This is a genomic window from Aerosticca soli (assembly GCF_003967035.1).
Lineage (GTDB): Bacteria > Pseudomonadota > Gammaproteobacteria > Xanthomonadales > Rhodanobacteraceae > Aerosticca > Aerosticca soli.
Map to the genome: position 1 here is coordinate 1,376,884 of NZ_AP018560.1, position 24,364 is coordinate 1,401,247.

Annotated in this window: 19 protein-coding genes and 1 tRNA gene; 11 read left to right on the forward strand and 9 right to left on the reverse strand. The window is 67.8% G+C overall.

Going from position 1 to position 24,364, the window contains the following annotated elements; all coding sequences use genetic code 11:
* Nucleotides 1-4 precede the first annotated feature (4 nt).
* The 4 genes from ALSL_RS06455 to uvrA all read right to left on the reverse strand — a co-directional run bounded on the left by ALSL_RS06455 (nt 5) and on the right by uvrA (nt 5,635).
* A complete protein-coding gene (locus tag ALSL_RS06455) occupies nt 5-763 on the reverse strand; it encodes an enoyl-CoA hydratase/isomerase family protein (protein ID WP_126537543.1) in 759 nt (252 codons plus the stop codon).
* A gap of 14 nt (nt 764-777) precedes the next feature.
* Nucleotides 778-2,235: a DUF4139 domain-containing protein gene (locus ALSL_RS06460; protein WP_126537545.1), complete on the reverse strand. Its 1,458-nt coding sequence runs from the start codon at nt 2,233-2,235 to the stop codon at nt 778-780.
* 62 nt (nt 2,236-2,297) lie between these two features.
* The gene (locus ALSL_RS06465) at nt 2,298-2,771 is read right to left on the reverse strand and encodes an acyl-CoA thioesterase (RefSeq protein ID WP_126537547.1); all 474 of its coding nucleotides are present in this window, start codon (nt 2,769-2,771) and stop codon (nt 2,298-2,300) included.
* Nucleotides 2,768-5,635 carry an excinuclease ABC subunit UvrA gene (uvrA, locus tag ALSL_RS06470; RefSeq protein ID WP_126537549.1) on the reverse strand — a complete coding sequence of 956 codons (2,868 nt, stop codon included), beginning with the start codon at nt 5,633-5,635 and terminating at the stop codon, nt 2,768-2,770. Before uvrA ends, ALSL_RS06465 begins: the two co-directional genes overlap by 4 nt.
* 126 nt (nt 5,636-5,761) lie before the next feature.
* Here uvrA and ALSL_RS06475 point away from each other — a divergent pair, with 126 nt between their 5' ends.
* The 4 genes from ALSL_RS06475 to cgtA all read left to right on the forward strand — a co-directional run bounded on the left by ALSL_RS06475 (nt 5,762) and on the right by cgtA (nt 8,360).
* Entirely contained in the window at nt 5,762-6,370 is a 609-nt protein-coding gene (locus ALSL_RS06475) for a DUF2059 domain-containing protein (protein ID WP_126537551.1), read from the forward strand.
* A gap of 135 nt (nt 6,371-6,505) precedes the next feature.
* Nucleotides 6,506-6,820, forward strand: coding sequence for a 50S ribosomal protein L21 (rplU, locus tag ALSL_RS06480; protein WP_126537553.1), 315 nt, complete (start codon nt 6,506-6,508; stop codon nt 6,818-6,820).
* A gap of 21 nt (nt 6,821-6,841) precedes the next feature.
* Nucleotides 6,842-7,099: a 50S ribosomal protein L27 gene (gene rpmA, locus ALSL_RS06485; RefSeq protein WP_126537555.1), complete on the forward strand. Its 258-nt coding sequence runs from the start codon at nt 6,842-6,844 to the stop codon at nt 7,097-7,099.
* A 178-nt stretch (nt 7,100-7,277) separates the two neighbouring features.
* Nucleotides 7,278-8,360, forward strand: a complete 1,083-nt coding sequence (gene cgtA, locus ALSL_RS06490) for an Obg family GTPase CgtA (RefSeq protein WP_126537557.1) — start codon at nt 7,278-7,280, stop codon at nt 8,358-8,360.
* On the opposite strand, the gene ALSL_RS06495 is transcribed toward cgtA, so the two are convergent.
* The 3 genes from ALSL_RS06495 to ALSL_RS06505 all read right to left on the reverse strand — a co-directional run bounded on the left by ALSL_RS06495 (nt 8,348) and on the right by ALSL_RS06505 (nt 15,517).
* The gene (locus ALSL_RS06495) at nt 8,348-10,786 is read right to left on the reverse strand and encodes a TonB-dependent receptor plug domain-containing protein (protein WP_126537559.1); all 2,439 of its coding nucleotides are present in this window, start codon (nt 10,784-10,786) and stop codon (nt 8,348-8,350) included. The two genes, cgtA and ALSL_RS06495, sit on opposite strands and share 13 nt — an antisense overlap.
* 258 nt (nt 10,787-11,044) lie before the next feature.
* Nucleotides 11,045-14,293: an efflux RND transporter permease subunit gene (locus ALSL_RS06500; protein ID WP_126537561.1), complete on the reverse strand. Its 3,249-nt coding sequence runs from the start codon at nt 14,291-14,293 to the stop codon at nt 11,045-11,047.
* A 15-nt stretch (nt 14,294-14,308) separates the two neighbouring features.
* Nucleotides 14,309-15,517, reverse strand: coding sequence for an efflux RND transporter periplasmic adaptor subunit (locus ALSL_RS06505; RefSeq protein ID WP_126537563.1), 1,209 nt, complete (start codon nt 15,515-15,517; stop codon nt 14,309-14,311).
* Nucleotides 15,518-15,860: 343 nt separating this feature from the next.
* Here ALSL_RS06505 and ALSL_RS06510 point away from each other — a divergent pair, with 343 nt between their 5' ends.
* From ALSL_RS06510 to ALSL_RS06520, 3 genes are read left to right on the forward strand one after another with little or no spacing between them, the layout of a single operon-like run.
* On the forward strand, nt 15,861-16,379 hold the full coding sequence (locus tag ALSL_RS06510; protein ID WP_231700310.1) for a gluconokinase: 519 nt from the start codon (nt 15,861-15,863) through the stop codon (nt 16,377-16,379).
* Nucleotides 16,376-17,749: a GntT/GntP/DsdX family permease gene (locus ALSL_RS06515; protein ID WP_126537567.1), complete on the forward strand. Its 1,374-nt coding sequence runs from the start codon at nt 16,376-16,378 to the stop codon at nt 17,747-17,749. Before ALSL_RS06510 ends, ALSL_RS06515 begins: the two co-directional genes overlap by 4 nt.
* A gap of 39 nt (nt 17,750-17,788) precedes the next feature.
* Nucleotides 17,789-18,592 carry a ferritin-like domain-containing protein gene (locus ALSL_RS06520; protein WP_126537569.1) on the forward strand — a complete coding sequence of 268 codons (804 nt, stop codon included), beginning with the start codon at nt 17,789-17,791 and terminating at the stop codon, nt 18,590-18,592.
* Between the two features lie 60 nt (nt 18,593-18,652).
* Here the strand turns inward: ALSL_RS06520 and ALSL_RS06525 are convergent.
* Nucleotides 18,653-18,729: transfer RNA gene (locus ALSL_RS06525), tRNA-Pro, on the reverse strand.
* 173 nt (nt 18,730-18,902) lie between these two features.
* Between ALSL_RS06525 and hisS the strand changes: the two genes are divergently transcribed.
* The 4 genes from hisS (at nt 18,903) to ALSL_RS06545 (ending at nt 23,555) form a co-directional block, all read left to right on the forward strand.
* Nucleotides 18,903-20,276 (forward strand): histidine--tRNA ligase, encoded by a 1,374-nt coding sequence (hisS, locus tag ALSL_RS06530; RefSeq protein ID WP_126537571.1) that lies wholly within the window; start codon nt 18,903-18,905, stop codon nt 20,274-20,276.
* A 51-nt stretch (nt 20,277-20,327) separates the two neighbouring features.
* Nucleotides 20,328-22,223, forward strand: coding sequence for an HAL/PAL/TAL family ammonia-lyase (locus ALSL_RS06535; protein ID WP_126537573.1), 1,896 nt, complete (start codon nt 20,328-20,330; stop codon nt 22,221-22,223).
* Nucleotides 22,224-22,239: 16 nt separating this feature from the next.
* Nucleotides 22,240-22,632 (forward strand): DUF6165 family protein, encoded by a 393-nt coding sequence (locus ALSL_RS06540; RefSeq protein ID WP_126537575.1) that lies wholly within the window; start codon nt 22,240-22,242, stop codon nt 22,630-22,632.
* Nucleotides 22,633-22,718: 86 nt separating this feature from the next.
* On the forward strand, nt 22,719-23,555 hold the full coding sequence (locus ALSL_RS06545) for a DUF3014 domain-containing protein (protein WP_126537577.1): 837 nt from the start codon (nt 22,719-22,721) through the stop codon (nt 23,553-23,555).
* Nucleotides 23,556-23,565: 10 nt separating this feature from the next.
* Here the strand turns inward: ALSL_RS06545 and ALSL_RS06550 are convergent, their stop codons facing one another.
* Entirely contained in the window at nt 23,566-24,243 is a 678-nt protein-coding gene (locus tag ALSL_RS06550; protein WP_126537579.1) for a YoaK family protein, read from the reverse strand.
* Between the last annotated feature and the right edge of the window lie 121 nt (nt 24,244-24,364).

Consider the following 24,364-nt stretch of genomic DNA (forward strand, 5'->3'; position numbering starts at 1 on the left):
GGCGTCAATGCCGGGATTTGAGCCTGGCGACCAGGGCCTGGAGCACGGCCTGGGTCTGCGGCTGCTCGTAGGTTTCCAGGAAGCGGTCCAGCGGCAGTTCGTCGGGCCGGGCCCAGGTTGCGACCAGGCCGGCGCGGGCGGTGGCGCGGGTCGCCAGCATCGCGTGACCGGGCAGGGCAAGCGTGCCCTGCAGCCAGTGCAGGGCGCGGGTCACCACCTGCTCGGCGTTGGTGAGCTCGTCCACCAGCCCGAAGGCCAGCGCCTCGGCCGATTCCACCATGGCGCCCGCGACCGCCAACCGCTCGGCCCGGTGCGGGCCGACCAACCGGGCGAGCAGCGCCAGGACGCATTCGGGCAGGGTCAGGCCCACCTGCACTTCGTTGAGGCCGATGCGGAAGGGGCCCTCGGCCATCACCCGGTAGTCGCAGGCCAGCGCCAGCACGGCGCCGCCGGCGGGGCTGTGGCCGCCGATCGCCGCGACCACCGGCACCGGACTGCAGACCAGCGCGCCGACGGTGCGGAAGAACCCGCGCCAGAAGGCCTGCACACCCTGGCGGTCGAGCGTGAGCAGCTCGGGCACGTCCACGCCGGCACAGAACACACCGGGTGCGGAAGAGAGCACCAGCCCGCGGGCACCGTCGGCGGCCGCCTTGGTCAGCGCCAGGCGCAACGCATCGAGCAGCGGCAGATTGAGCGCGTTGACCGGCGGACGCGCGAGGCGGATTTCGACGATATCGCCGTCGTGGGAAAGGATCTCGAGCATGGCAGGCTCCATCATCACTGGGGTTGCAGCTCGGCCGGCCACGTATAACGGATGGCGTAGTCGAGGGTGGTTGCGCCGCCGGCCGGCACGGCGAGGCGGAATTCCAGCAGGTCCGGCGTCTGCCGCGCAGGTTTGAGCGAGGCCGAAGCCAGCGTCCATTGCCGCCAGCGGTCCGGATGCACACGCACCGTCACCATGCGCGGCGTCGCGCCGGCATGGTGCAGCGTGACACGGAAGCCCTCGTCCAGACTGCGCGACGAGCGATCGAGCTCGAACGCGGTGCGCTCGTGCTGCGCGCGCAGGTCGAACACGGTGCCGAGCGGCAGGTCCACGCGTGCGCCCTTGGGCGTGTCGTCGACCCGGCCTTCGCCGATGAATTGCGGCGTGCCTTCCGCATCGTCGGCCAACACGCGCAGTTTGCCGGCGGGCAGGCTGTCGAAGGCCGTGAAAGCCAGCCTGCCGGTGACCGTGCCGCTGCCGGTGGCGCCGAAATCCGCTGCGATCACGGGTCGCGGCGGCGACCACGTGTTGCCGATCTCGTACAGCGTCGTGCGCTCGCAGGCGAGCGTGTGCGGCGCATACAGCGGCACCTGGGTCAGGCTGCCGTCGGCCAGCGTCACCGGCGCGGGCAGCGTGTAACTGCGGTAATCGTCGAGCGGGGCCTGCCGGGGCAGGGCGTCCATGGCGGCGGACGCAGGCGCGGCCATCGTACTTTTCAGCATCGGGCGCGGGCCGCCGTTCTCGTCGATGCGCGGCGCGCCGGCGATCAGGGTGAGCTTCACGGCGCGCCAATCGCGGCCGCTGCGGTTGGCGATGCCGGCCTGTGCGTCCAGCCGCAGCCGGCAGGCATCGCCCGGTTGCAGGACCGCCGTGTAGCTGGCGCGCCAGCCGAGGCCGGCGGTCGGATAACTCATGACCGCATCGACGACACCGGCCTGGGCGGCGTCGAGTCTGAGTTCAAGCCGCGCACCGGTGGCGAGCGTGGTGTGCGTGCGCAGCGCGGCGTAATGGCGGACCACCTGGTCGGTCCCGTCGTCGCCGCGCACCAGCAAGCCGGTTTCGTCGGCGCGCAGCACCGTGCCGCTGGCGATCAACTGTCCGCCCTCGCCGACGACGTTGGCGTTGTGGCCGATCAACCCGGCCAGCGTGGCGGCGGATGACCGGCCGAACGCCAGCATGCGCCGGGAAAGTACCGTGGCCTTCGCGCCGGGATCGAAAATCAGCGCCTCGGCGTCGACGAAGGCGGGCAGGTCGTCCACGACCTGCGTCTGCGCGCCGGAGGCGAGTGCGAGACGACGCGTTTCGCGCACCACGGCATAGCCGCTGCGCAGCGGGCCACCGCCATCGCCCGCGTACAGCGTTTCGTCGTCGCCGCGATACACGGTGACCGCGGTCGTCGGCGTGGCCGCGAAAGCCGTGGCGTGCGGGCCCAGGGCGGCCATGGCCGAGAGCAGGAGGCGTGACAGTCGCATGGCGGCAATTCCCGGTGTGACGCGTTGGGACCTATCGTGGATGGAACGGCGATCGCCGCAGGTCAGGGCTTGGGCGTGGTGGCTTCGCGGATGCTCTGCGGCAGCGCCACGGCGCGGCCATTGGCCGGATCCATCCAGGCCATCACCACGTGGCCGTCGTTGTACAGGCAGGCCGGATCGGCGGCATCGACGATGCGGTGCGTAATGGTGATCGAGCTGCGCCCCAGGTGTTCGCAACCCAGCGCCACCTTGAGCTCGGCCGGCCAGGAAATCGGCCGCCGATAATTGAGCTGGCAGGCCGCCAACACCGGCATGGCGTGGTCGTTGAACCAGTCGGGCACGTGACGCAGCCACTGCAGCCTCGCCTCTTCCAGATAGGTGAGGTAGGTGGCGTTGTTGACGTGGTTGAAGGCGTCCAGATCGCGCCAGCGGACGACGATCGAGGCGACGAACAGCGGTGGCCGGTCCGCGTCGACAGCCGTTTCGGACGGGTGGGGCTTGCCGGCACCGCGCCGGCCAGACGAAGGCGAAGTCATGCGCGTTTTCTCCGTGGGGCGGGTCTGCGTGCCGGCATCGTCGCAGCCAGATGCGGGGCCAGGAAGCGGCCGGTGTGCGATCCGGGCGTGGCCGCCACGTGCTCGGGCGTGCCGGCGGCGATGATGCGGCCGCCGCCGTCGCCGCCTTCGGGCCCGAGGTCAACGATCCAGTCGGCGGTCTTGATGACGTCGAGGTTGTGCTCGATCACCACCACGGTGTTGCCCTGGTCGACCAGCTGGTGCAGCACGTCGAGCAACTGCTCGATGTCGTGGAAATGCAGGCCGGTGGTGGGTTCGTCGAGGATGTACAGCGTGCGTCCGGTGTCGCGCTTGGACAGCTCGCGCGAAAGCTTGACCCGCTGCGCCTCGCCGCCGGAGAGCGTGGTCGCGCTCTGGCCGAGCTTGATGTAGTCCAGGCCGACCGCGCGCAACGTGTCGAGCTTGCGGGCGATCACCGGCACGTTCTCGAACAGCTTGAGCGCATCCTCCACCGTCATCTCGAGCACGTCGGCGATGGTGTGGCCCTTGTAGGTGATTTCCAGCGTCTCGCGGTTGTAGCGCTTGCCCTGGCAGACGTCGCAGGGCACGTAGACGTCGGGCAGGAAGTGCATCTCGACCTTGATCAGGCCGTCGCCCTCGCAGGCCTCGCAGCGTCCGCCGCGGACGTTGAAGCTGAAGCGGCCCGGCGTGTAGCCGCGCGCGCGCGCCTCGGGCACCTGCGCGAACAGCTCGCGCAGCGGCGTGAACAGGCCGGTATAGGTGGCCGGGTTGGAGCGCGGCGTGCGGCCGATCGGCGACTGGTCGATGTCGACCACCTTGTCGAACAGTTCCAGCCCCTCGACCGACCGGTATGGCGCAGGTTGCGTGCCGGCGCCGTTGAGCTCGCGCGCAGCCAGGCGGAACAGGGTGTCGTTGACCAGCGTGGACTTGCCCGAGCCGGACACGCCGGTGACACAGGTCAACAGCCCGGCGGGAATGGCCAGGTCCACGTGCTTGAGGTTGTTGCCGTGCGCGCCTTCGATCTTGAGCCAGGCGCCCTCGACCGGCGGCCGACGCTGCTCGGGCACCTCGATGCGGCGCGCGCCGGACAGGTATTGCCCGGTCAGCGAGCGCGGATTGGCCAGGATCTGCGCCAGCGTGCCCTGCGCGACCACCTCGCCACCGTGCGCGCCGGCGCCGGGCCCGATGTCCAGGACGTGGTCGGCGGCGCGGATCGCATCCTCGTCGTGTTCGACCACGATCACCGTGTTGCCGAGATCGCGCAGGCGCACCAGCGTGCCGAGCAGGCGCTCGTTGTCGCGCTGGTGCAGGCCGATCGAGGGCTCGTCGAGCACGTACATGACCCCCACCAGCCCGGCGCCGATCTGGCTGGCCAGGCGGATGCGCTGCGCCTCGCCGCCGGAAAGCGTGTCGGCCTGGCGGTCCAGGGTGAGGTAGTTGAGGCCGACGTCGTTCAGGAAACCCAGGCGCTCGCGGATCTCCTTGACGATCCGGGCGGCGATCTCGCCGCGCCAACCGGGCAGTTCGAGCGCGTTGAAGAACGCCAGCGCCTCGTCGATCGAGCGCCGCGTGAGCGCGGGCAGCGCACAGTCCGCGACGAACACGTTGCGTGCCGCGCGGTTGAGGCGCTGCCCCTCGCAGGCAGGACAGGGGCGTTCGCTGATGTACTTGGCCAGCTCCTCGCGTACCGCGGCCGACTCGGTTTCCTTGTAGCGCCGTTCGAGGTTGGGCAGGATGCCCTCGAAGGCATGCTCGCGGGTCACCCGGCCGCCGCGCTCGGTGAGATAGCGGAAGGCGATCTTCTCCCTGCCGCTGCCGTACAGGATCGCCTCGCGCGTCGCTTCGGGCAGGTCACACCAGCGCGCGTCGACGTCGAAGCCGTAATGGCCGGCCAGCGACTGCAGCATCTGGAAATAATGCGGGTTGCGCCGGTCCCAGCCGCGGATTGCGCCGCCGGCGAGCGAGAGCTCCGGATGGACCACCACCCGCGCCGGATCGAACACCTGGGTCACGCCCAGGCCATCGCAGGCCGGACACGCGCCGACCGGCGAATTGAACGAGAACAGGCGCGGCTCCAGTTCCGGCAGCGAGTAGTCGCACACCGGGCAGGCGTAGCGCGAGGAGAACAGGAGCTCGGGCGTGGCGGTCTCGTCCATGGCGGCGACGATGGCCAGGCCATCGCCCAGGCGCAGCGCGGTCTCGAACGATTCGGCCAGCCGCTGCTTGATGTCCTCGCGCGGTCGAAAGCGATCCACCACCACCTCGATGGTGTGCTTGCTGCGCGGCGCCAGCGGCGGCACCGCGTCGAGGTCGTATACCGTGCCGTCCACGCGCACGCGCACGAAGCCCTGCGCACGCAGTTGCTCGAACACCTGCGCGTGCTCGCCCTTGCGCTCGCGCACCACCGGCGCGAGCAACATCCAGCGTTTTTCCGCATCCAGCGCCAGGGTGGCATCGACCATCTGGCTCACCGTCTGCGCCTCCAGCGTGGTGCCGTGGTCGGGGCAGCGCGGCGTGCCCACCCGCGCATAGAGCAGGCGCAGGTAGTCGTAGACCTCGGTGATCGTGCCCACCGTCGAGCGCGGGTTGTGCGAGGTGGATTTCTGCTCGATCGAGATTGCCGGCGACAGGCCCTCGATGTGGTCGACGTCGGGTTTTTCCATCATCGACAGGAACTGCCGCGCATAGGCCGACAGCGACTCGACGTAGCGCCGCTGCCCCTCCGCGTAGATGGTGTCGAAGGCCAGCGAGGACTTGCCCGAGCCGGACAGGCCGGTGATCACGATCAGCTTGTCGCGCGGTAGGTCGAGATCGATGTTCTTGAGGTTGTGCGTACGCGCGCCGCGGATGCGAATGGTGTCCATCGCACGAGAATATGGGGAGAGCGGCCAACTATACCAACCGCCGCAGTCTCACCCTGCGGTGCGGCATGCCGGCGGCCCTGGGCTGTGGCTAAATGGCGCGTTGTCCGCCGCCAAGTTCAAAGCCCCATGCATCGACGCCTCCGCTTCGCCGTGGCCTTCCTTGCCGGCCTCGTCTGTCCCTCTGTCTTTGCGGCGGTGGCCTCCAGCGAAGAGCAGATCCGCGCCTTGTTCGAGGTCATGCACATGCAGGAGACGCTCGGGCAGATGAACACGCAGATGGCCGGCCTGATGCAGAAAAAGCTTCCCTGCGTGCCGGCCAGCTACTGGCAGAACTACATCGACGGCGACGGCGCCAAGACGGTGATGGAGCGCATGCTGCCGGTGTTCCAGCGGCACTTCAGCGCCGAGGAGGTCGACGGCCTGCTCAAGTTCTACAGCTCGCCGCTGGGGCAGAAGGTGCTGGCCGACATGCCCGCCGTGATGGCCGAGGCGATGGCCGTCGGTCAGCAATGGGGCCAGGAGCGCACCAAGACCATGCTGGGCGAGCTCAAACAAAAAGGCACGCTCGACGCCCAGGGCCGCTGCCCGGCCACCGGGGAAACAGGCTCGAGCCAACCCGCCAGCGCCAGCCATGGCAAGAAGACGCACCGTACGGGCACGCACCGCAAGCCGGTCAAGTCCACGGCCAAACCGGCCGGCGCCGCCAGCGCGGCCAAGCCAGCCTCACCGCCCTGAAAGATGTGCCGTCGTCGGTGTCGGGCGGCGGGCCCGACTTGACCCTTGCGCCTGTCGTTGGCTATATTTTCGCGTTCAGCCAGCCCGAACGAGGCCGGCCGATCCCACGAGAATAACGACAGAAGGGCGTTTCCCATGAGTTATGCAGTCATCAAGACCGGCGGCCGGCAATACCGCGTGCAACAGGGCGACGTGCTGCGCGTCGAGCTGCTGGACGCCGAGCAGGGCGCCAGCGTGAGCTTCGACCAGGTCCTCCTGGTCGGTTCCGGCGAGTCGGTCACCATCGGCACGCCGACCGTGGCCGGCGCCAGCGTTTCGGCCACCGTGCGCGGCCATGGCCGCGCCGACAAGGTGCGCATCATCAAATTCCGCCGCCGCAAGCACCACAAGAAGCAGATGGGGCATCGGCAGCATTACACCGAAATCGAGATCACGGGCATCAACGCCTGATCGAGCCGGAGGAAATCAGTCATGGCACATAAAAAAGGCGTCGGTTCGTCCCGCAACGGTCGCGATTCGAACCCGAAATATCTCGGCGTCAAGGTCTACGGCGGCCAGGCCATCGAGGCCGGCAACATCATCGTGCGTCAGCGCGGTACCAAGTTCCATCCTGGTGCCGGTGTCGGCCTCGGCCGTGACCACACCCTGTTCGCGCTGACCGACGGCATCGTCGAATTCAAGACCCGCGGCGAGAACAATCGCAAGTATGTGAGCGTGATCAAGCACTGATCCGCGCGCAAAGCTGCCACGGTAAGGCCCCGCTTCGGCGGGGCTTTTGCTTTTTCGCATGGCCGATGCCAGAAGCGTCAGCCATGGAAAACGCCGGGATCGTCCCCATGGCTTGTCTGTTCCCTGAAGTCTTGCCTCCACATCATTTTCTATTCGCGTTCCCCATTGCATCCAAGCCATGAAATTTGTCGATGAAGCCACCATCAAGGTGAAAGCCGGCGACGGCGGCAACGGTTGCGCCAGCTTCCGCCGCGAGAAATTTATCCCGTTCGGCGGTCCGGACGGCGGCGACGGCGGCGACGGCGGCTCGGTCTGGCTGGTCGCCGACGAGGGTCTCAACACCCTGATCGATTTTCGCCACCAGCGTCTGTTCAAGGCCGAACGCGGCCAGAACGGCATGGGCAGCGACCGCTATGGCCGGCGCGGCGAAGACATCAGCATCCGCGTGCCGGTGGGCACGGTGGTCACCAGCCTCGATACCGGCGAGACGATTGGCGATCTCACCCGCCACGGCCAGCGCTTGCTGGTGGCGCGCGGCGGCAAGGGCGGCCTCGGCAACATCCATTTCAAGAGCTCGGTGAACCGGGCGCCGCGCAAGGCCACGCCCGGCACGCCGGGCGACGAGCGCGAGCTCAAGCTGGAACTTAAGGTGCTCGCCGATGTCGGCCTGCTCGGGTTTCCCAACGCCGGCAAATCGACCTTCATCCGCGCGGTCTCGGCCGCAACGCCGCGCGTGGCCGACTATCCGTTCACCACGCTGCACCCGCATCTGGGCGTGGTGCGGCTGGGGCCGGACCAGAGCTTCGTGATCGCCGACATTCCCGGACTGATCGAAGGCGCCGCCGAAGGCGCGGGGCTCGGCATCCAGTTCCTGCGGCACCTGGCGCGTACGCGCCTGCTGCTGCACCTGGTCGAGATGCAGCCGGTCGACGGCAGCGATCCGGTGAGCCAGGTGCGGGCGATCGAACAGGAACTGGCCCGATTCGATCCCCGCCTGCTCGAACGTCCACGCTGGCTGGTGCTGACCAAGAGCGATCTCGTCGACGCCGAGCAACGCCAGCCGCTGGCCGAGGACATCGTGCGGCGGCTGGGCTGGTCGTCGCCCTGGTTCATGGTCTCGGCGCTCAGCCGCGAACACACCACCGAAGTCTGCCAGGCGGTGCAGCGCCGGCTCGAGGCGGAACGCGCGGAAGCCGCGGCGGCGGCCGCAGCGGCGGAATCGGAACGCCTTTCCGCCGATGCCGAGCCTCAGAACCGGTAATTCACCTTGCCGTACCAATAGCGACCGTTGAAGCCGAACGGCGAGAGATACGAATACTGGAGGCCGTGTGCCGGGTCCTCATACGGATTGTAGGCGGCGGCCTTGGTCGGGTATTGGTTGGTCAGGTTGTCCGCACCGACGGTGAAGGTCCAGGACTGCCAGTGATAGCTGGCCGAGAGATCGAGGATCCAGCGCGCGGCAAAGGTCTGGTCCTGGCTCGCGTCGGGTGCGTCTCCGGTGCGGGTGACCGAGCCGTAGCGGGTCAGGTTGGCATGCAGCCCGAAGCTGTCGAGACGCCAGTCGCCGGCCAGCACGTACTTGGTGCGCGGCGTGGCGTCGGTCAGCAGCCCCGCGCTGGCATGGCCAAAAGCCGGGGTGGAAATGTCCAGAATCTTGGGTTTGTTGTAATTGCCGGTCGCGGTCAGGTTCAACTGCCCATAGCGTTCCAGATCGCGCTGGTAATTGAGCACCAGATCGGCGCCGCGGGTGCGCGTGGAAGCACCGTTGACGAAGAATTGCGCGCCCTGCACCTGGCTGCCAGGCAGGTTCACCATGATCTGGTCGGAATAGAGGATCTGGTCCTGGATGCGGATCTGGTACGCATCCAGCGTGGCGTTGAAGGTCGCGGTCGGCTGCCAGACCGCGCCGATGCTGTAGTTGTAGGAGCGTTCCGGCTTGAGCGGCTTGGCGCCCAGCGCAATGGCCACCGGATCGGAAACCCGGAAGGTGCCGATCTGGTAGAGCTGGCCGTTGTAGGGCAGGGTGGAGATCGATTCGTAGTTCTGCTGCGCCAGCGAGGGGGCGCGAAAACCGTTCGACGCGGTCCCGCGCAGGGCGAAGCTGTCGGTCATCTGGTAGCGCAGCGAGAGTTTGCCCGAGCGGGTCGGACCGGCGTCGCTGTAATCCTCGAAACGGCCGGCGAGGCCTGCCGACCAGCGCTCGGACAGGTCGGTTTCCAGATCCACATAGGCGGCATAACTGTGCCTTGAAAACGTACCGGCCACGTCGGGCGATATGCCGGTGAATACCTGCGAGCCACCGGGATAGGCCAGGCCGGTGTCCGGATTGATGGTGTTCGGATCGAGAAAATAGGACGCCGGCTCACCGGCATCGATGGCGTATTTGTCCTTGCGATACTCGGCGCCGAGGGCGAGCGTCACCGGATTGGGCAGGAAGCTCCATTCCAGATCCTTGCCGAGATCGAGATTCACCACGCCCTGTTTGTTCTTGAAGGCCCCGGCGTAGAAAGCGGTCGGCGAGTAGCCGGAGGTGTGCCAGAGATTGGTGTTGATGGTGTCGCGCAGATCGAACTTGACCCGGTTTTCGCCGTAATCGGCCGAGAGGTCCCAACGCCAGCCGTTTGCGGTCTGTCCCTTGAGGCCGAGCACGCCGGCATAGTCATTGGTCGGATTGACGATCTGCGGCAGAAAGCCGTTCGGGTAGACCTCCCGCACGTTGCGGTCGCTGTCGTCCCAGCTGCGGTAATAGCCGTTGGAAGTCACCTTGCGACGGCTCAGGTTGAGGTAACCGTAGAGCTCGATGCCGGGCGTCAGCGCGTAGTCGAGATTGAGCAGTGCCTGGTAGGTCTTGACGGCGGGATCGCCATAGCGCTCGTAGGGGATGTCATCGGGACCCAGGACGCCGGGCGCGGTGGTCGAGCGGTCGGTATTGGCCGCGCGGTTGGTGTTCATGATGCTCTGGTAGTTCCAGGACAGGCGCATCCAGCCCGGCGCCGTGCCACCGGCTTTGCCATCGCCACCCAGCGGTACGCCGACCGATCCTTCCACGGCGTTCTGGTCGCCGTCGCCACGATCCATGCCGCCGGCGCTTGCGGTTATGTCGTTGCTGCCCGAGGCCGCGCCCTTTTTCAGCACGATGTTGATCACCCCGGCGATCGCATCCGAACCGTACTGCGCCGAGGCGCCGTCGCGCAGGACCTCGACATGGTCGATCGCGGACATCGGGATCGAGCCGAGGTCTACCGGCGCCGAACCGCGCCCCACGGCGGGGTTGTAGTTGATCAGGGCGGTGGTGTGGTAGCGCTTGCCATCGAGGAGTACCAGCACGTCATCCGGTGAAAGGCCGCGCAGGGTAGCCGGTCGCAGCGCGTCGTTGCCGTCGTTGATCGCCGGGCGCGGGAAATCCAGCGAAGGCAGCAGCCGGCTGAGTGCCGTGGGCAGATCGCTGGCGCCGGTGGCGGCGAGATCCTTCGGCGTGATGACGTCGATCGGTGCTAGCGATTCGGCCACCGTGCGCGTGGTGGTACGGGTGCCGGTGACCACGACCTGTTGCAGTTGCTTGACTTCCGCAGGCTTGGATTGATCGGCATCGTCGGCATGAACGGGGACGGCCCCGATCGAGGTCAATCCTGCCACCCACAGGCCCAAGAGTTGGGCCGGCCGACGGCAAGCAAAGTCATTGCTCATGAGAATCCCCCCTTGCTGCGCTGCTGGCTTGGGCGGCCGCCGCAACGCGACCGCATTGCATAAATTAATGTCCGCCCAGTCCTGCGCAGTCAATCCATGTCGGAGAGGCGGCACGGATGGCCGTGACGGGCCGCGCAATTTTCAGTGTGGCGACAAGGGTTTCTTGCGGCGCTGCAGGAAAGGCACCGGCAAGGCAGACACATGACAAAAAGCCCCCGGGAAGGGGGCTTTTTGCAAAACGCCATGACGCGGGCTTTTTTAGTGCTGGGGCGCCGGTGCAGGCGGTTTGTCGCCCGCGCCCTGGCCGGATTGACCGCCTTCACCGTCGAGCTTGTCGCCGAGCAGGCGTCGCACCACCACGTAAAAGACGGGAATCAGCAGCACGCCGAGAAAGGTGGCAAAGAGCATGCCGCCGATCACACCGGTGCCGATGGCGTGGCGCGCGTTGGCGCCGGCGCCGGTGGACAGGGCCAGCGGCAGCACGCCCAGGATGAATGCCAGCGAGGTCATCAGGATCGGGCGCAGACGCAACCGCGCGGCCTCGACCACGCCCTGACGCAGACTCTTGCCCTCGGCTTGCTGTTCGATGGCGAACTCCACGATCAGGATCGCGTTCTTGGCGGCGAGGCCGATCACCGTGATCAGGCCGATCTTGAAGAAGATGTCATTGGGCAGGTGCCGCAACAGCGAGAACACCACCGCACCAAGCAGGCCCAGCGGCACCACCAGCAGCACCGACACCGGCACCGACCAGCTCTCGTACAGCGCGGCCAGGGCCAGGAACACGATCACGATCGACAACACCATCAGCATCGTCGCCGCGTTGCCGGAGAGGATTTCCTGATAGGACATACCGCTCCAGTCGAAGCCGAAGCCCTTGGGCAGATCGTTCTGCACGATCTTTTCCATCTCGTTCATCGCCTGGCCGGAGGCGTAGCCCGGCGCGGGCGAGCCGTTGATCTCGACCGCCGCGTAGCCGTTGTAGCGATAGAGCGAGGGCGAGGCCATCTGCCAGTTCGAATTGACCACCGCACTCAGCGGAATCATCTGCGGCAGGCCGTTCTCGGTGGCGATCGAGCTTGGCGTGTAGAAGTTCTGTAGCGCCTCCGGCGACATGCGGTAGGGCGCGTCGGCCTGCACGGTGACGCGCTTGACGCGGCCACCGTAGACGAAGTCGTTGATGTAGACCGGCGCCAGCATGAGGCTGATGGCGTTGTAGACGTCGCTGACCGACAGCCCCATCGACTGCGCCTGGACGCGATCGACGGTGAGCTTGAGCTGTGGCGCATCCTCGAGCGTGTTCGGCCGCACGGCGGTCAGCACCGGATTGGCATTGGCCTTGCCAAGCAACGTGTTGCGCGCGTCGGTGAGGGCGCTGCGGCCCATGCCCGCGCGGTCCTGCAGGAACATGTCGAAGCCGCCGAACTGGCCCAGGCCCTGCACCGTCGGCAGGTTGACGACGAAAATCGTGGCGCCGTTGATCGAGGCCATGGCCCGGTTCATGCGACCGATGAATTCCTCGGCGGTCACGCCCGGATCGACCTTCTCGGCCTTGCCCTGTTTGACCAGGGCCTCATGCCGCTGGCGCGCCTGTTCCTGGCCCGGACCGAAGTCACGCTCTCCCCAGGGCTTCAAGCGGATGAAGTTCATGCCGACGTTTTCGCCGAGGCCGAGAAAGCTGAACCCCGAGATCTGGAACACACCATCCACGGCCGGGTCCTGGTTAAGGACGTCGCGCATTTGTGCCATCACGCCCTTGGTGCGCTGGATGGTGGAGCCGGGCGGCAGCTGCACGATGCCGAGTGCATAGCCCTGGTCTTCCTCGGGCAGGAAGCTGGTCGGCAGCTTGGTGTAGAGGAAGCCACCCAGCGCAGCCAGCACCACGAACAGCACCATCCAGCGCGGCGCGTGACGCACGGCACTGTCGACGCGGCCGGTGTAGGCGTGGGTCACGCGGTCGAATGCGCGGTTGAACCAGCGGAACAAGAAGTTCTGCTTGCCGTGATGGGTCGGCGTCAGCATGGTGGCGCACAGCGCCGGCGTGAACGAAAGCGCCAGGAAGGCCGAGAAGCCCATCGAGGTGGCGATGGTCAGCGCGAACTGCTTGTAGATGAGGCCCGAGGCACCCGGCTGCAGCGCCGAGGGCACGAACACCGCCGCCAGCACCACGGTGATCGCCACCACCGCGCCGGTAATCTGGCCCATCGCCTTGCGCGTGGCTTCCTTGGGCGAAAGCTTCTCCTCGGTCATGATGCGCTCGACGTTCTCGATCACCACGATCGCGTCGTCGACCACGATGCCGATGGCCAGCACCATGCCGAACAGGGTGAGCTGGTTGATGGTGAAGCCCAGGGGCGCCATGCCGAGGAAGGTGCCGAGCAGGGCAACCGGAATGACCAGGGTGGGAATGATGGTGGCGCGGAAGTTCTGCAGGAACACCAACATCACCAGGAACACCAGCACGATGGCCTCGACCAGCGTGTGCACCACTTCCTCGATCGAGATGTTCACGAAGGTGGTGGTGTCGTAGGGGATGAACCAAGACACGCCCGGCGGGAAGGTCTTGGACAGGTCCTCCATCTTCGCGCGCACGGCGTCCATCACGTCCAGTGCATTGGCGCCCGGCAGCAGCTGCACGCCGAAGGCACCGGTCGGCTGTCCGTTCCACTCGGTGTCGAAGCCATAGCTGTCCGGTCCGAACGAGACGCGGCCGACATCCTTGAGCTTGACCGTGGTGCCGTCGGGTTCGGCACGCAGGATGATGTTCTCGAACTGCTCGGGCGAGGTGAAGCGGCCTTCGGCGGCGACCGTGGCGGTGAAACCCTGGCCGGGCACGGCCGGGTCCGAACCGATGGAACCGGCGGCGAACTGCACGTTCTGCGTGCCGATCGCATTGGATACGTCGCTGGCCGAGAGGTGGTAACCCTGCATCTTGCGCGGGTCCAGCCAGATGCGCATCGAGTATTCCGAACCGAACTGCTGCGTGCTGCCCACGCCCTGGATACGCGCGATCTGGTCGAGCACCTGCGAGGCGAGGATGTCGTTTAGCCGGTTGCGGTCGATCGCGGGATTCTCCGAGCGGATCGCGATCAACCCCAGGAAGCCGGCGCTGGCCTTGGCCACCACGATGCCCTGCTGGGTCACCTGGCTCGGCAGACGCGGCTGCGCCAGCGAGACCTTGTTCTGCACCTGTACCTGGGCGATGTCCGGATCGGTACCGGTCTCGAAGGTCAGGGTGATCTGCACGCGGCCGTTGGAGCTGCTCTGCGAGCTGAAGTAGATCAGGTGGTCGATGCCGGTCAGCTGCTGCTCGATCACCTGGGTGACCGAGGTCTCGGCGGTCGTGGCGTCCGCGCCGGGGTAGTTGGCGGTCACGGTGACCTGCGGCGGCGCCACATTGGGATAGGACTCGACGCCCAGATTGAGCAGCGCAAGCACGCCGCCCAGCGAAATCAGGATGGCCACCACCCAGGCGAAGACCGGGCGGTCGATGAAGAAACTCGGCATGGGATACGGCTCCGGTTACCTGCTGCTGGCTGCGGCCGGGTTCTGCCCTGCCGGTTGTTGCGGCGCACCCGCATTCGGTGTGCCCTGCGCCTTGGCGTCGGGCTGCCAGGGCGTGGCCTTGGCCGGGTTGCCGGGCTTGGCTTTCTGCACACCGGAAACGATGACCTGATCCCCGGCGTTCAAGCCGCCCATGACGATCCAGTCGTTGCCGTGGGTGTCGCCGAGGTCGACGTCCTTGCGCACGACCTTGCCGTCGCCGCCCACGGTCAGCACATAGGCGCCGCCGGGATCACGCTGCACGGCCGGCTGCGGCAGCAGGTAGACGCCGTGACGCTGACCGAGGTCGGCCTGCAGGGTCACGTACATGCCCGGCAGCAGCACGCGGTCGGGATTGGCCACCTTGGCGCGCAGATTCACCGCACCCGTGGCCGGATTGACGGTGAGGTCGGAGAAGTCGATGACGCCCGGCTGCGGATACGGCTTGCCGGTGGGCAGCAGCACCTTCACCGTCGCCTGGTCCGGGTTGGCCAGGGTGACGTTGCCCTCGCGCGCGGCGCTGCGCATCTGCTCGAGTTCGGTCGCGCTCAGGGTGAAGTTCACATAGACCGGATCGAGCTGGTCCACGCGGGTCAGCAAGGTCGCCTCGCCCTGGCCGACCAGCGCGCCCTCGGTCACCTGCTGCTCGCCGGCGCGGCCGTCGATGGGCGAAGTGACGTGGGTATAGCCCAGATTGATCTGCGCCGACTGTACGTTCGCGCGCATCTGCTCCACCGTGGCGGCCGTGGAACGTTCGGTGGCCTCGGCATTGTCGAGGTCCGACTGCGACACGTAGCCCTTCGGCGCCAGCTGACGCGCACGTTCGGCGTTGACGTGCGCGTTCGCGTAGCTGGCCTGGGCCTGCGCGAGCGCAGCCTTGGCAGCGGCCAATTCGGCCTCGTAGGGGGCCGGATCGATGATGAACAGCGTGTCGCCCTGATGGACGTCGCTGCCTTCGACATAGGTGCGCTTGAGCAGCACCCCGGCCACCCGCGCCCGCACGTCGGCGGTGCGGAAGGAGGACAGCCGGCCCACCAGCGACCGCGACAGTGGCACCGTCTGCGGCTTGGCTTCGACCACGCCGACTTCCGGCGGCGGCGCCTGTGGTGGCGGTGCCTTGCCGCCGCAGGCGGCCAGAAGGGCCAGGCCCAGGCACAGTGCGACGGGGCGCAGTGTCGAGGTCTTCATGCTGACTCCAGATTTTTCAGGGCGTTGTTGGGCGATGGATGTGGACGACGGCACGAGCGCTGGCAAGGACCACGGCCTCGCGGTCGAGAGCCTTGCCATGCAGGAAACCGGGGACGGCGTCACAAAGAAAGCAACTATACCGACCGGTACATATTTTGAGAACGCCCCCCGTGGAGAAGACGCGACGACGTGCGGACGGGTCGAGCATTTCGCGTCGACTTAACATCGGCCGGCCGAGCATCCGCGCAGCCGCAGTCCCAAAACGGAGATGCACGCAGTGAATGACGGAACGCCAGCACGGCCAGCCGCGACGGAAAGCCAGCCGGCGCACCCGGGCTTTCCCGTGGTGCTGGTCCTGATGGGCGTCTCCGGCTGCGGCAAGACCACCATTGCGCAGTTGCTCGCGCAGCGCCTGGGCTGGCCCTGGCAGGAGGGCGACGCCCTGCATCCGCCGGCCAACGTCGCCAAGATGGCGGCGGGACATCCGCTGACCGACGAGGACCGCTGGCCCTGGCTCGAACGGATCGCCGCATGGATCGAGCGCTGCCTCGACGAAGGCCGCAGCGGCATCGTGACCTGCTCGGCGCTCAAGCGTGCCTATCGCGATCGGCTCAACCGGCGCGGCAAGGGCGTGCTGTTCGTCTATCTGGCCGGGGCGAAGGAACTCATCGCCCGGCGACTGACCCGGCGGCACGACCATTTCATGCCCGCCAGCCTGCTCGACAGCCAGTTCGCGACGCTGGAGGAACCCTCGCCCGACGAGCCGGTGCTGCGCGTCGACATCGGCGCGCCGGCCGAGGTGATCGCCGACACCATCATCGGCCGGCTGGGGCTGGGCGCACTTGCCCGGGACGCGCGATGAATCTCCAGCTGTCTGCGCACGACGTCCAGGCCTTGATCGCGGCCATCGCCGGCATCGCGCTGCTGATCGTGCTGGTGGTGGCGCTCAAGCTGCACGCCTTTCTGGCCCTGAGCCTGGGTGCGCTGCTGGTGGGCGTCGTGTCCGGCATGCCGCTGGACAAGGTGCCTGCGACTTACGAGAAGGGCGTGGGCGACGTGCTCGGCTATGTCGGCGTGCTGATCACGCTCGGCGCCATGCTCGGCCGGCTGCTGGCCGATTCCGGCGGCGCCGACCAGGTGGTCGACAAGATCCTGCGCGGCCGGCCGGCGAGCCTGCCGTGGAAGATGGCGCTGGTGGCCGGCATCCTCGGCATCCCGATGTTCTTCGAGATCGGGCTGGTACTGCTGATGCCGGTGGTGATGCTGGCCGTGCGGCGTGCGCGGCAGCCGGCCATGCGCCTGGGCCTGCCCGCGCTGGCCGGTTTGTCGGCCTTGCACGGCTTCATCCCGCCGCATCCCGGCCCGATCGCGGCGATTGCGGTGCTGCACGCCAACGTCGGCCTGACCTTGGCCCTGGGCCTGCTGGTGGCGGCACCCACTGTGGCGATCGGCGGGCCGCTGCTCGCGCCATGGGTGGCGCGCTGGGTGCCGGTCGGTGCGGACGAAGGCCGCGGCCAAGCGGCGGAACATGGCGAGGGCGAGGCCGGCACGCCGGGCCGCACGCGCAGCCCGGCCTTCGCGGCCACCTTGCTGACCCTGCTACTGCCGACCGGTCTCATGCTGTTCAAGGCCGGCGCCGACCTCGTACTGGACAAGGGCGAGCCGCTCCGCCGGCTGGTCGATTTCCTGGGCGATCCGGTCTTCGCGCTGCTCGCGGCGGTGTTGCTGGCGATGGTCACTTTCGGCACCGCGGTGGGCTTTTCGCTCGACGAACTCGGCCGTCGCCTCGGCGACAGCCTGAAACCGGTGGTGGGCATCATGCTGATCGTCGGCGCCGGTGGCGGTTTCAAGCAGGCGCTGGTCGACGGCGGCGCCGGCACCGCCATCGCCAAGCTCGCCCTGCTGGCCGGCTGGCCGCCGCTGGTGCTGGGCTGGCTGGTGGCGGTGCTGATCCGGCTGGCGACCGGTTCGGCCACGGTCGCCACCGTCACCGCCGCCGGCATGGTGGCGCCGCTCGCCGCGCATCTGCCGCCCGCGCAGCTCGCGTTGGTCGTGCTCTCCATCGGCGCCGGCTCGCTGTTCTTCTCGCACGTCAACGACGCCGGCTTCTGGCTGGTGAAGGAATATTTCGGCCTGAGCGTGGGGCAGACGATCAAATCGTGGTCGCTGATGGAAACCGTGCTGGCGCTGACCGGGCTGGTGCTGACCTACGCGCTGTCGCTCGTCGTCTGAAAGCGCCCGGCGCGGGCAAACGGCCGCTACCATGGCGCGATGGACTGCCTGTTTCTCGCCGCCAGAGGCTGTCTCGAGGCGACCGATCCCAAAGAGAAGTGCCGGCTGACGCATGCCGCCTGGCACGCCTTGCGTTCCGGACGCGCAGGCATCGAACCCGACGCGCCGCCACCCGGGCCCATCGGCATGCCCGGGCGTCCCGCGCGGCCGCGGTTGGTGCCGCCTTCGGCCGTGCCGGCACGCGGGCTTGGCACGGCCGAAGGCCGGGCGGCACTGGTCCACGCCATCGCCCACATCGAGCTCAATGCGATCGACCTCGCCTGGGACGCGGTGTACCGCTTTCGGGGTCTACCCGAGGAGTATTACCTCGACTGGGCGCGCTGCGCGGACGACGAGGCCCGCCATTTCGCCATGCTCGACGCGCGGCTCGGCGAGCTCGGCCATCGCTACGGCGACTTCGACGCCCACAACGGCCTGTGGGAAATGGCCGAGCAGACCGCGGATGACTTGATCGCACGCATGGCGCTGGTGCCCCGCGTGCTCGAGGCGCGCGGACTGGACGTGACGCCGGGCATGATCGCCCGGCTGGAAGCGGCGGGCGATCGGCGCACCGCGGCGATACTCCGGGTCATCCTGCGCGAGGAGGTGGCGCACGTGGCGGCCGGCACGCGCTGGTTCCGCTGGTGCTGCGCACGCGATGGCCGCGAGCCGGTCGCCACCTTTTTCGAACTGTTGCGCAGCCGCATGCGTGGCACGCCGCGCGGACCGTTCAATCTGCCTGCGCGGCGCGAGGCCGGCTTCGCGGAGGCGGAACTGATCGGGCTGGGCATGCCGGTCGATTGAACGAGGGCTGCTTTCCGCAACGAAAAAGCCGGCACGAGGCCGGCTTTTTCGTCTGTGTCATGGTCGGGGTGACATGATTCGAACATGCGACTTCTACGTCCCGAACGTAGCGCTCTACCAGGCTGAGCTACACCCCGTGAGCCGCGCATTCTAGGCGAGCCGGGTCGGCCTTGGCAACACGACGCCGGCCTTGCCAGGGGCCGGCGATGCCGCGCCTGTCGGCGGTGACGAATGCCGTGGCCCGCGAAGCGGCGGGGCGGGGCTGCTAGGCTATGCGGCTTGCCGTTTTCGCGTTTGCCACGAGGAATCCATGGCGCTTACCCCGGCCCGCACCATGCCCGGCGTGCTCGAGCTTCTGCCGCTGGACCAGATCGCCTTTCAGCGCATGCTCGACACCATCCGTCGCAACTACGAGCGCTTCGGTTTCCTGCCGATCGAGACGCCGGCGATCGAATACGCGGATGTGTTGCTGACCAAGACCGGCGGCGAGACCGAGCGCCAGGTCTACTTCGTGCAGTCCACCGGCGCGCTGGAGCAGGGCGAGAAGCCCGAGCTCGCCCTGCGCTTCGACCTCACCGTGCCGCTGGCGCGTTACGTCGCCCAGCACGAACACGAGCTCACCTTTCCGTTCCGGCGTTACCAGATGCAGCGCGTGTACCGCGGCGAGCGCGCCCAGCGCGGGCGCTTCCGCGAGTTCTACCAGTGCGACATCGACGTCATCGGCAAGGACACGCTGTCGATCCGCTACGACGCCGAGATGCCGGCGGTGATCCACAGCGTGTTCCGCGAGCTCGACATCGGGCCGTTCACCATCCAGCTCAACAACCGCAAGCTGATGCGCGGCTACTTCGAAAGCCTGGGCATCGCCGACGGCGAACGGCAGATGCTGGTGCTGCGCGAGGTCGACAAGCTCGACAAGCGCGGTGCCGACTACGTGCGCGCGACGCTCACCGGCGAGCCGTTCGGCCTGTCCGCCGCGGTGACGGAAAAGATCCTCGCTTTCGTGCAGACGCGCTCGACCTCGCTCGCCGACGCCTTCGAAAAACTCGATGCGCTGGGTGCTGGCCCGGCGGCGATGGAGCAGGGGCGCGCCGAACTCAAGGAAGTGCTCGCCCTGGTACGCGATTTCGGCGTGCCCGAATCGCATTTCGCGCTCAATCTGTCGATCGCGCGTGGCCTGGACTACTACACCGGCACGGTCTACGAGACCACGCTCAACGAACATCCGCAGATCGGCTCGATCTGTTCCGGCGGGCGCTATGACAACCTCGCCAGCCAGTACACCGCTTCGAAGCTTCCGGGCGTGGGTATCTCCATCGGCCTGACCCGCCTGTACTGGCAGCTGCGCGAGGCCGGGCTCGTGGACCGCGCACGCAGCACTGTGGACGTGCTGGTGACGCAGATGGACGAGTCCCAGTTGCCGCGTTATCTCGCCCTCGCCGGCGAGCTGCGCGCCGGCGGCATCGCCACCGAGGTGGTGCTCGAAGGCGGCAAGCTCGGCAAGCAGTTCAAGTACGCCGACCGTGCCGGCATCCGTTTCGTGGTCGTGCTCGGCGAGGACGAGATCGCCCGCGGCGTGGTGACGGTCAAGGACCTGCGCCGCGGCGACCAGTTCGAGGTGCCGCGCGCGGAGCTGGTCAAGACGCTACGGGTGGAGCTGGAGCAGGCGGCGGCGATGGGCTGAGCCCGCCTTGGGGTCTCCTCCCACGCCATCGAAACCACGCAGGAGTCTTTCGTGAGCCAGACCATCCTTCTGGACGGCCAAACGCTGACCCGTGCCGGCTTGCTGGCGGTGGCGCGTGGCGCGCCGGTGGCGCTCGACCCGGCGCAGCTCGGCAAGGTCCGGCACGCGGCCGATTTCCTCGCCGCACAGGTGCGCCGCGGCGAACCGATCTATGGCGTCACCACCGGTTTCGGCAGCAATGCCGACAAGCTGCTGGGCGCGCATCGCCTACGCGACGAGCTTCCCGGCGCGGTGCCGCAGGCGGAGGCGAGCCTGCCCGAGGAACTGCAGCGCAACCTGATCCTGAGCCATGCCGTGTGTGTCGGCCGCCCGCTCGCGCCCGAGGTCGTGCGGGCCATGCTCGCCATCCGCATCAATACACTGATGCGCGGCCATTCCGGCATCCGCGTGGAGACGCTCGAAGCGCTGGTCGCGATGCTCAATGCCGGCGTGGTGCCGGTGGTGCCGGAGAAGGGCTCGGTCGGCGCGAGCGGCGATCTGGCGCCGCTGTCGCATCTGGCCATCGTGCTGCTGGGCGGCGGCGAGGCGTGCTATCGCGGCGAGCGCCTGCCCGGCGCCGAGGCGCTGGCCCGCGCGGGGCTTTCGCCGGTGCGGCTGTCGTTCAAGGAAGGCCTGGCGCTCAACAACGGCACCGCGCAGATGCTGGCCACCGCTGTGCTGGCGCTGGATACGCTGCAATACCTGCTGGATCTGGCCGACCTGGCCGCGGCGATGACGCTCGATGCCTTCGCCGGCCGCAGCGGCGCCTTGAGCGCCGAGGTGCATGCGCTGCGCCCGCATCCGGGCCAGGTGGCGGTGGCCGGGCACGTGCGCGATCTGCTGGCCGGTTCCACGCTGCTCGACATTCCCTATCACCTGGTGCCGCGCTTTCGTCCCTGGACTGCCGAAGCGTGGCGCGTGCCGGAGGACCAGGCGCTGGCTTTCGACATCGGCTGGGACTGGGTGCCGGTCAACCAGCGTCACGGCCGCGAGGCGTTCTACAGCCGCTTCCTGCCGTTCAAGGGCGGCAAGAAGCACCAACCGCAGGACGCCTATTGCCTGCGCTGCATGCCGCAGGTGCACGGGGCGGTGCGCGATGCCTGGGCGCAGGCCTGCCGCGTGGTCGACATCGAATTGAACGCGGTCACCGACAATCCGCTGATCTTCCCCGACCACGTCGATGCGCGTTTCATCGAGGAGCAGGTGATCTCGGCCGGCCATTTCCACGGCATGCCGCTCGCCTTGGCGATGAGTTACCTCAAGGCGGCGATTCCGGTGCTGGCCTCGATCGCCGAGCGGCGCATCGCCAAGCTGGTCGATCCGGCGACCAACGATGGCCTGCCGGCCTTCCTCACCGGCAACGAGGACGGCACCGATTCGGGCTTGATGATTGTGCAGTACACCGCCGCGGCGCTGGTCAACGATCTCGCCACGCGCGCGCATCCGGCCAGCGTGTATTCGGTGCCGACCAGCGCCAATGCCGAGGACCACGTGTCGATGGGCACCAACGAGGCGCGTCACGTGCTGGAGATGACCGAGGATCTCGGCCACGTGCTGGCGCTCGAGCTCTACGTCGCGGGCCAGGCGCTCGACTACCGCCAGGAGATGCTCAATGCCGCGCGTCGGCTGGCCATGCGCGGCGATTGGCAGGCACTGGCCGGCAAAATCGCTAACGCCCCGCGCGAGGATCACCCACAGCATCCGGTGTTCGTCGCCGAGGTGCGCGCATTGACGGAGGCACTGGCCGCCGCCGGCGATTTCCATGCCGGTGCCGCGGTGCGTCGCGCACATGCGCTGCTGCGCGGGCAGGTCTCCTTCCTGCATCGCGACCGCTCGCTGGACGGCGACGTGCGCCGCGTGGTCAAACTCGTCCGCCAGCGCCGTTTCGAACCTGCCGCCACGTCTTGATGAGGAGTCCCAAACGATGAACGCGATCCTGGTGCCGGTGTCCTACGGCGAATTGATCGACAAGATCACCATCCTCGAGATCAAGGCCGAACGCATCGGCGATGAGGCCAAGCGGGCCAACGTCCGTGCCGAACTCGAAGCGCTCGAACGCGCCTGGGCCGGCCATCCGGCCGCTGCCGTCGACATCGCCGCCGAGCGCGCCCGGCTGCGTGTGGTCAACGAGGCGCTGTGGGACATCGAGGACCGCATCCGCCTGAAGGAGAAGGCCAAGACCTTCGACCAGGCATTCATCGAGCTGGCTCGCGCGGTCTACCTGCGCAACGACGAGCGCGCGGCGATCAAGCGCGAGATCAACCTGAAGCTGGGCTCGCCGCTGATCGAGGAAAAGTCCTACCAGGACTATGCCTGAAGGCGAGGCGGGAACCTGCCACGCCTGTGCCGGTCCCAAACTGCAATGCTTGCGAATGACGACATCGACCGATGAAAAAAACCGACATGCGCCGCACCGGATCCTCCTCCAGCCGTAAGTTCGGCATCGGGCTGCTCGTCGTGCTCGTGCTCGGTGCAGGCGGCTGGTTCGGCTGGCAGCGGATGCATGCGCCCAGGTCCGCGCCCCCGGCGCCGGATCACGCCGTCACGGTGGATCACGCCATCACGGTGCCGGCGCCTGCCTCGGCACGCACGGTCGCCGCCGCGCCGGCCCCGGCACCGGCTTCCACCGCCGTGCTGCCGGCGCTCGAGGCGAGTGACGAAGACACGCTCGCCTCCCTGCTGACGCTGTTCGGCGAGGGCCTGCGCGGTCTGGTCGTTCCCGATGAACTCATCCGCCGCATCGTCGCCACTGTCGATGCCTTGCCGCGGACGGCCTTGCCGGTGCGCCTGCTGCCGCTGCGCACCCCGCCCGGCGCCTTCCGCGTGAACCGCAACGCCGACGGCACGCTGACCGTCGCCGCCGACAATGCCCAGCGCTACGCCCCCTACGTGCAGCTTGCCGAGCGCGCCGACCCGCAGGCCGTCGCCGCCTGGTACACGCGGCATTACCCGCTGTTTCAGCAGGCCTATCGTGAACTCGGCTATCCGCACGGCGAGTTCCACCAGCGTCTGTTGACCGCCATCGACGACCTGCTCGCGGCCCCCGAACCCCGGCAGCCGCCGACCCTGGTGCAACCCAAGGTCTACTACGCCTATGCCGACCCTGCACTGGAATCGCTGTCGGCGGGGCAGAAGCTGATGATCCGCATGGGCCCGGACAACGAAGCCAGGCTGAAGGCGAAGCTGCGCGCCCTGCGTGCGGCGCTCGTCCAGGACGCGGGCACGCCGGCCGGCCACTGAGGCGGCGGCCTCAAGCCTCTGCCTGGCGGCGCAGGGCCTGGTGGCGATAGATCGCATAGCCCAGACCGATCAACCCGGTCAGGCCCGCCGGCACCAGCAGCACGCGCTCGGCCATCCAGGCATAACCCAGTGCGCCGGCGGTGGCGCCGAGAATGAAATGCGAGGCGATCAGCACGCACACGTGGATGCGCAGCGTATCCACGGCGAGGCCGCGCAGGCGCTGGCCCAGATAGATGCCAAGATCGGTGAAGATGCCGGAAAGGTGCGTCGTGCGCAGGGTCGCGCCGCTGTAGGTGCTGACCATCGCGTTCTGCAGTCCGCAGGCGGCGGTGGCGAGATAGATGCCCAGATCATGCCCGCCGTGGATCAGCGGAGTGGCCGCAAACAGCAGCAGCGATTCCATCATCAGCACCACGCCGTAACGGCGGCCGAGCTTGAGGGTGTGCTGCTGCACGATGAAGCCGCTCGCCACCGCGCCGAGCAGGAAGGCGAGGATGGCCATGCCCCAATGGGCGAATTCACGCGCATCGCCGCGTGCCAGGGCGATGCCGAGTTCCGTGCTGGTGCCGGTCAAATGGGTGATCGGCTGATGCCGGAAGCACAGGTAGCCGACCGCATTGATGCTGCCGGCGATGAAAGCCAGCAGCCCGCCACCGATCCAGGCCCAGCGTGGCAGTTGACGCAGCATCGTCGCTCAATGCCTCCGGAGGCGGGACTGCCGCGCAAGCACGGGCACGGGTTCCGCGGTCGTCGCGTCGAACGCTCCAGATCCGGCCCGGCCGGGCCGGAGACCGACGATGTTCCAGGCA